The 6,469-nt window shown below is 68.5% G+C and carries 2 protein-coding genes; both read left to right on the top strand.

Going from position 1 to position 6,469, the window contains the following annotated elements; genetic code table 11:
• A partial coding sequence (locus ALI144C_RS00090; protein ID WP_143230282.1) for an SDR family NAD(P)-dependent oxidoreductase occupies positions 1–2,173 on the top strand: 2,173 nt, incomplete at its 5' end.
• A gap of 30 nt (positions 2,174–2,203) precedes the next feature.
• A partial coding sequence (locus tag ALI144C_RS00085; RefSeq protein WP_143230281.1) for a type I polyketide synthase occupies positions 2,204–6,469 on the top strand: 4,266 nt, incomplete at its 3' end.

Genomic DNA, 6,469 nt, shown 5'->3' with positions numbered 1-6,469 from the left:
GTACGTGCGTGGTCTGCCTGTCGACTGGCCCGCTGTCTTGGGTCGTGGCTCGACCGTGGACCTGCCGACCTATGCGTTCCAGCACCGCCACTACTGGCCCGAAACTGACAACAAGCGTGCCGAAGTGGTTGCAGCCACTGGTGCTGAGGCAGGTTTCTGGACCGCTGTGGAGAGCGGTGACGCCACCGCGCTGGCCGACTTGCTCGGTGTGAACCCGACAGACGAGACCCTGGGCGCACTGACGGACTGGCGTCGCCGGGAGCGCGCCGACTCGTCCGTTGCCGACTGGCGTTACCGGGTTTCGTGGGTTCCGGTGAGCGAATCCGATGGGACCCTCACAGGCACGTGGCTGGTGGTTGGCGATGGCCCTGACGCCGCCGTCATCGCCGAGGCGCTGGAGTCGCACGGGGCCATGGCGACCCGGACGACCTCGGACCGTCTGCACGAAGCGGTTGCCACGTCCTGGGATCTCAACGGCGTGGTGTCGCTGCTGGCCCTGAACGACGGGCACCTGGCGGAACACCCGCTCATCCCGGCCGGACTGGCCGGGACAGTCGAACTGACCCAGGCGTTGGGGCGGCTCGGTGTGTCCGCCCCGCTGTGGGTGTTGACGCGCGGTGCGGTGCGGACAAGCGGCGACTCTGCCGTTGATCCGGTGCAGGCGCAGGTATGGGGCCTTGGCGTCGTCGCAGGCCTCGAACTGGCTGGCCGATGGGGCGGGCTGGTTGATCTGCCGCCGGTGGTGGATGCCCGTGCTGGGGCTCGGTTGGCTGGTGTGCTCGCGGATGCGGCCGAGGATCAGGTTGCGGTGCGTTCGGGTGGTGTGGTGGCTCGGCGGTTGGTGCGTGCTGGTCGTCCGGTGGTCCGGAACGCCTGGTCCCCGAGGGGCTCGGTGCTGGTGACGGGTGGAACGAGTGGTGTCGGTGCCATTACCGCCCGGTGGGTCGCTGATCGCAGTGCGTCCCGAGTGGTGTTGACCAGCCGCTCAGGCCCGGCCGCCGCCGGTGTTGCCGAGCTCGCGGGTTCGATCGCGGCCAGCGGTTCGGCGGTGGACGTGGTGGCGTGTGACATCGCTGATCGTGCTTCGGCAGATGCCTTGCTCAGGCGCACGGACGCCACCGGTCCGGTGCTGTCGTCGATCGTGCACTCGGCAGGCGTCGGTGGTCACAAGCCGTTGTCGGACCTGGAAAGCGCCGACCTGTCGACCCTGCTGTCGGCAAAGGTCGGCGGTGCGGCGGTTCTCGACGAGCTGACCGCGGACCGTGAGTTGGACGCGTTCGTGTTGTTCTCCTCGGGTGCTGGTGTTTGGGGCAGTGGTGGCCTGAGCGGCTACGCGGCGGCGAACGCCTATCTCGATGCGCTGGCTGAGGATCGTCGGGCACGCGGTCTCACGGCTTCGTCGGTGGCGTGGGGATTGTGGGCCGGTGTGGGGATGGCCGCGAACGCTGGTGGAGACCGGTTGCGCGACTTCGGGATGGAAGGCATCGACGAGCAGCGCGGGATGCTGGCGTTGGGACAGGTGCTCGATGCCGATGAAGGCGCGATGGTGGTGGCCGGTTTCGACTGGCCGCAGTTCCTCCCGACGTACACCTTGCGACGGCCGAGCAGGCTCCTGGCCGACCTCCCCGAGGTCCGCGCGACCCTGACGGACGACACCGCCGAGGCCGGTACGGGCGAATGGGCGGACCGTCTCGCGGGAATGCCGGTCGCCGAGCAGCAGCAGGTGCTGACGGACCTGGTGCGCGGTCACGCCGCCGCAGTGCTCGGGCACGAATCCGCAGAGGACGTCCTGCCACAGCGGGCGTTCAAGGACATGGGCTTCGACTCCGCGGGCGCGGTCGAGTTGCGCAACCGGTTGTCGCAGGTGGTGGGTGTTCAGTTGTCGTCGACGATGGTCTTCGACTACCCGAACGCCGCCGCGCTCGCCGACCAGATCTGGCGTGAGCTCATGCCGGAACACGCCGCCGAGCCCGACGCGGACCTGGAGGAAGTGGCGTTCCGGGAAACCATCGCCGCCATCCCGATGGCCCGGATCCGCGAAGCCGGCCTGCTCGACCTGCTGCTCAACCTCGCCGAACCGGCCGGGACGAGCGGCGGAACCGAAACTGAATCCATCGACGAGATGGACGCCGAGAGCCTCATCCGGAGGGCTCTCGATGGCAAGGACTCCTGACCCCACCTCGTTGATTCGGAGCGGATCACCATGGCAACGCCCAACGACAAGCTCGTCGAAGCACTCCGTGCCTCCCTCAAGGAGACCGAGTTGCTGCGCCGGCAGAACAACGCCCTGCTCGCGGCGTCGACCGAGCCGATCGCGATCGTGGGAATGGGCTGCCGCTTCCCCGGCGGCGTGACGGGACCCGAGCAGTTCTGGGACCTGGTGGCTGCGGGCACCGACGCGGTGGGCGGCTTCCCGGTCGACCGTGGCTGGGAAGCCTTCGAGGAAGAGGTCGGCAGGGAACAGACGTACCGGCGCCAGGGCGGGTTCGTCTACGACGCCGCTGACTTCGACGCGGGTTTCTTCGGGATCAGCCCTCGTGAGGCGCTGGCGATGGATCCCCAGCAGCGTCTGCTCCTGGAAACCTCCTGGGAGGCGATCGAGCGGGCCGGGATCGACCCCCGGTCGTTGCACGGATCGGCGACGGGCGTGTTCGTCGGCGCGAACACGTCCGGCTACGACTCCGCGCTGCCAGGGGACGACGAGAGCCTGGACGGGTATCGCCTGATCGGCACGGTGTCGGCGGTCGCGTCCGGCCGGATCTCGTACTGCCTGGGACTGACTGGCCCTGCCGTGACGGTCGACACGGCATGTTCGTCGTCGTTGGTGGCGATGCACCAGGCGATGTTGGCGTTGCGGGCCGGTGAGTGTTCGATGGCGCTTGCCGGTGGTGTTGCCGTGATGGTGTCACCAGGCGCCTTCATGGAGTTCTCCCAGCAGGGCGGTATGGCCTCCAGTGGTCGGTGCAAGGCGTTCTCCGACGAAGCGGACGGGATCGGCTGGGGTGAAGGCGCGGGCATGGTGCTCCTCGAGCGCCTGTCCGATGCACGCCGCAACGGTCACCGTGTGCTGGCGGTCATCCGGGGCAGTGCGGCGAACCAGGACGGTGCTTCGAACGGGCTCGCAGCGCCGAACGGGCCGTCGCAGCGGCGCGTGATCCGTGCGGCTCTGGCCAATGCCCGGCTGGCAGCCGATGACGTGGACGTCGTCGAGGCGCACGGCACCGGGACGACCCTCGGTGACCCGATCGAGGCACAGGCGTTGCTGGCGACCTACGGCCAAGGCCGTGCCGACGATCAGCCGTTGTGGCTGGGTTCGGTGAAGTCGAACATCGGTCACACGCAGTGCGCGGCCGGTGTCGCCGGTGTGATCAAGATGGTCATGGCCTTGCAGAAGGGCGAGCTGCCGAAGACGTTGTACGCCGAACTGCCGTCGTCGCACGTGGATTGGACGACCGGGAATGTCCGGTTGTTGCAGGAGTCCGTCGAATGGCCTGCGGGTGATCGTCCGCGTCGGGCTGGTGTGTCGGCGTTCGGGGTGAGTGGCACGAACGTCCATGTCATCCTGGAAGAAGCACCGGTCGCGGACGAGCCGGATTCGCAGGACGCCCCGAAACTCCCCCTGCTCAGCACGTCACCCACGGTGTGGATGGTTTCCGGCCACAGCGCCGCGGCCCTCGCCGGTCAGGCGGGTCGGTTGCGTGAGCACGTGCTGGCCCGGCCGGAGCTCGCGGCCGGGGATGTCGCGTGGTCGTTGGCCACGACACGAGCCGCGCTCGAACACCGTGCGGTATTGCTCGGCGGCGACCGTGTCGAGCTGACAGCGGGTCTTGCGGCGATCGCCACGGCACAGCCGGTCGCTGGCGTGGTGACGGATTCTGTTGCCCCGGGTGGTGTTGGTCGTTCGGTGTTCGTGTTCCCGGGTCAGGGCAGTCAGTGGGTGGGCATGGGCCGTCAGCTCGCCGAGACCTCGCCGGTGTTCAAAGCGAGGTTGGCCGAGTGCGCTGCGGCCCTCGCCCCGCACGTTGCCTGGGACCTGGATGACGTTCTTGCTGGGCGGCATGGGTTTGAGGCTGCGGATGTGGTGCAGCCCGCGTTGTGGGCTGTGATGGTGTCGTTGGCTGCGGTGTGGCAGGCGGCTGGTGTTGAGCCGGATGCTGTGGTCGGGCACTCGCAGGGCGAGATCGCAGCGGCTGCGGTGGCCGGGATTCTGTCCCTGGAGGATGCCGCGAAGGTTGTGGCTCTGCGGAGCAAGACGTTGACGGCGTTGGCTGGTCGCGGCGGGATGCTGTCGATCGCTAAGTCGGTCGACGGCGTTCGCGAGCGGATTGCTTCGTATGGCGAGCGGTTGTCGATCGCGGCCGTGAACGGGCCCGCCGCGACCGTGGTGTCCGGTGACGCGGACGCGTTGCGGGAACTGGCGGATTCGTGTGGCGATTCCCCGCGAGCGCGGATGATCCCGGTGGACTACGCCTCGCACAGCGCCCACGTCGACGAACTGCGAGACGAGATCCTCTCGGTCCTCGAAGGAATCACTCCTGGCGAAGCACGAATCCCGATGGTGTCGGCACTGACCGGCGAGTGGCTGTCCGGTCTGGAGATGGACCCGTCCTACTGGTACGCGTCACTGCGTGAAACGGTCGAGTTCGACCGGGCGGTCAGAGCCCTCGGCGACGCGGGCCACGGGGTGTTCCTCGAGGTGTCACCGCATCCGGTTCTCACTCCGGCGATCGCCGACAGCCTGGAGCACCAGGCCCCGGTCGTCGTCGGCACGCTGCGGCGTGACGACGGTGGTGCCGAGCGGCTGCTGTCCTCGCTCGCAGAGGCCTACGTCCGAGGCGCCGCGGTGGACTGGGCAGCCGTGCTCGGTGGCGGCGTCGCGGTGGAGCTGCCGACGTACGCGTTCCAACGGCGCCGCTACTGGCCCGAGGCCCCTGCGTTGAAGCGGACCAAGCTGTCCGTGGACGACTGGCGCTACCGGATCACCTGGCAGCTCTCGGATGGGTTCACGTCCTCGTTGTCCGGAACGTGGCTGCTGGTCGGAGATGCCCCGGACGCCGACGTGATCGCCAACGCACTGACGGACCACGGCGCCGACGTCGTCCGTGCGAACCTGGAAGAGCTCGACGGGTTCGTCGGCGTGCAGCTGAGTGGCGTGGTCTCGTTGCTGGCGTTGGACGAGACGCCTGACACGGAGTTCCCGTGGGTGCCCCGGGGTAGTGCCGACACGCTCGCTGTGGTGCAGGCGCTGGGCAGGGCCGGGATCACGGCCCCGCTCTGGGTCCTGACGCAGGGCGCGGTCCAGGTCAACGGCGACGAGGTCACGACGAGCCCGGCGCAGACGCAGGTGTGGGGGTTCGGCCGGACCGTGGGCCTGGAGCACTCCGACCGCTGGGGCGGCCTGGTCGACATGCCGCCGGTGTGGGACACCGAAGCCGGTGCCCGGCTGGCCAGGGTTCTGGCGCACGGCAGGGAAGATCAGGTCGCGGTGCGTCCGTCGGGTGTCTTCCTGCGGCGGCTGGTCCGTGCCGAACCTCGCCGGGCCGAACTGGAGAGCTGGTCGCCGCGTGGCACGGTTCTGCTGACTGGTGGTACGGGTTCGATCGGCGTGTGCATCGGTCCTTGGCTGGCCGAGCACGGAGCCCAGCGGATCGTCCTGACGTCCCGTTCCGGTCCGTCCGCACCTGGCGTGGCCCGCCTGGTCGCCGCGGTCGCAGGCGCAGGCACGGGCGTCGACGTTCTCAGCTGTGACTTGGGAGAACGCGAGCAGGTGACGGGCATGGTGTCCTGGATCGAGGACTCCGGACCCGGGCTGTCCACTGTGTTGCATTCGGCGAACACGCCGTTCCTCGCCCGGGTGGAGACGACCAGCCGGGAAGGCCTGGCAGCCGCTCTCGGTGCGAAGGCGGCCGGTGCCAGGTACCTGGATGAGGCGACGGCCAGTTTGGCTGTGGACGAGTTCGTGATGTTCTCGTCGATCTCGGCGACGTGGGGCAGTAATGACCATGCGGCTTATGCTGCGGGGAACTCCTATCTGGATGCGTTGGCCGAGGACCGCCGGGCGCGGGGTTTGCCGGGGACGTCGATCGCGTGGGGCGTGTGGAACACGCGTGACTGGGACGCGGTCGACGCGGCAATGGATCAGGCTCCCGGTCGTGTGACGCCACACCGGTTGTTGCGTCAGGGAATGAACTTCCTCGACACGCAGCGGGCTTTGACAGCCCTGGGTGAGATCCTGGCCGATGACGAGACGTTCATCGCCTTGGCGGACGTGGAGTGGGACAAGTTCGCGCCCGTCTTCTGCGCGGCTCGATCACGTCCGTTGCTGGACACGATTCCCGAGGCGCGGGAGGAAGTAGCCCCGCGATCGGTCGAAGACGGCCGCAACGAGTTCGCTTCTCGGTTGGCGGGCTTGTCGGTGGCTGAGCGGCGGCGGACGGTTGTGGAGTTGGTGCGTTCGCAGGCGGCTGCG

Origin of the sequence: Actinosynnema sp. ALI-1.44, from assembly GCF_001984155.1 — a bacterium.
Lineage (GTDB): Bacteria > Actinomycetota > Actinomycetes > Mycobacteriales > Pseudonocardiaceae > Kibdelosporangium.
This window is presented reverse-complemented; position numbering and strand designations above follow the sequence as displayed.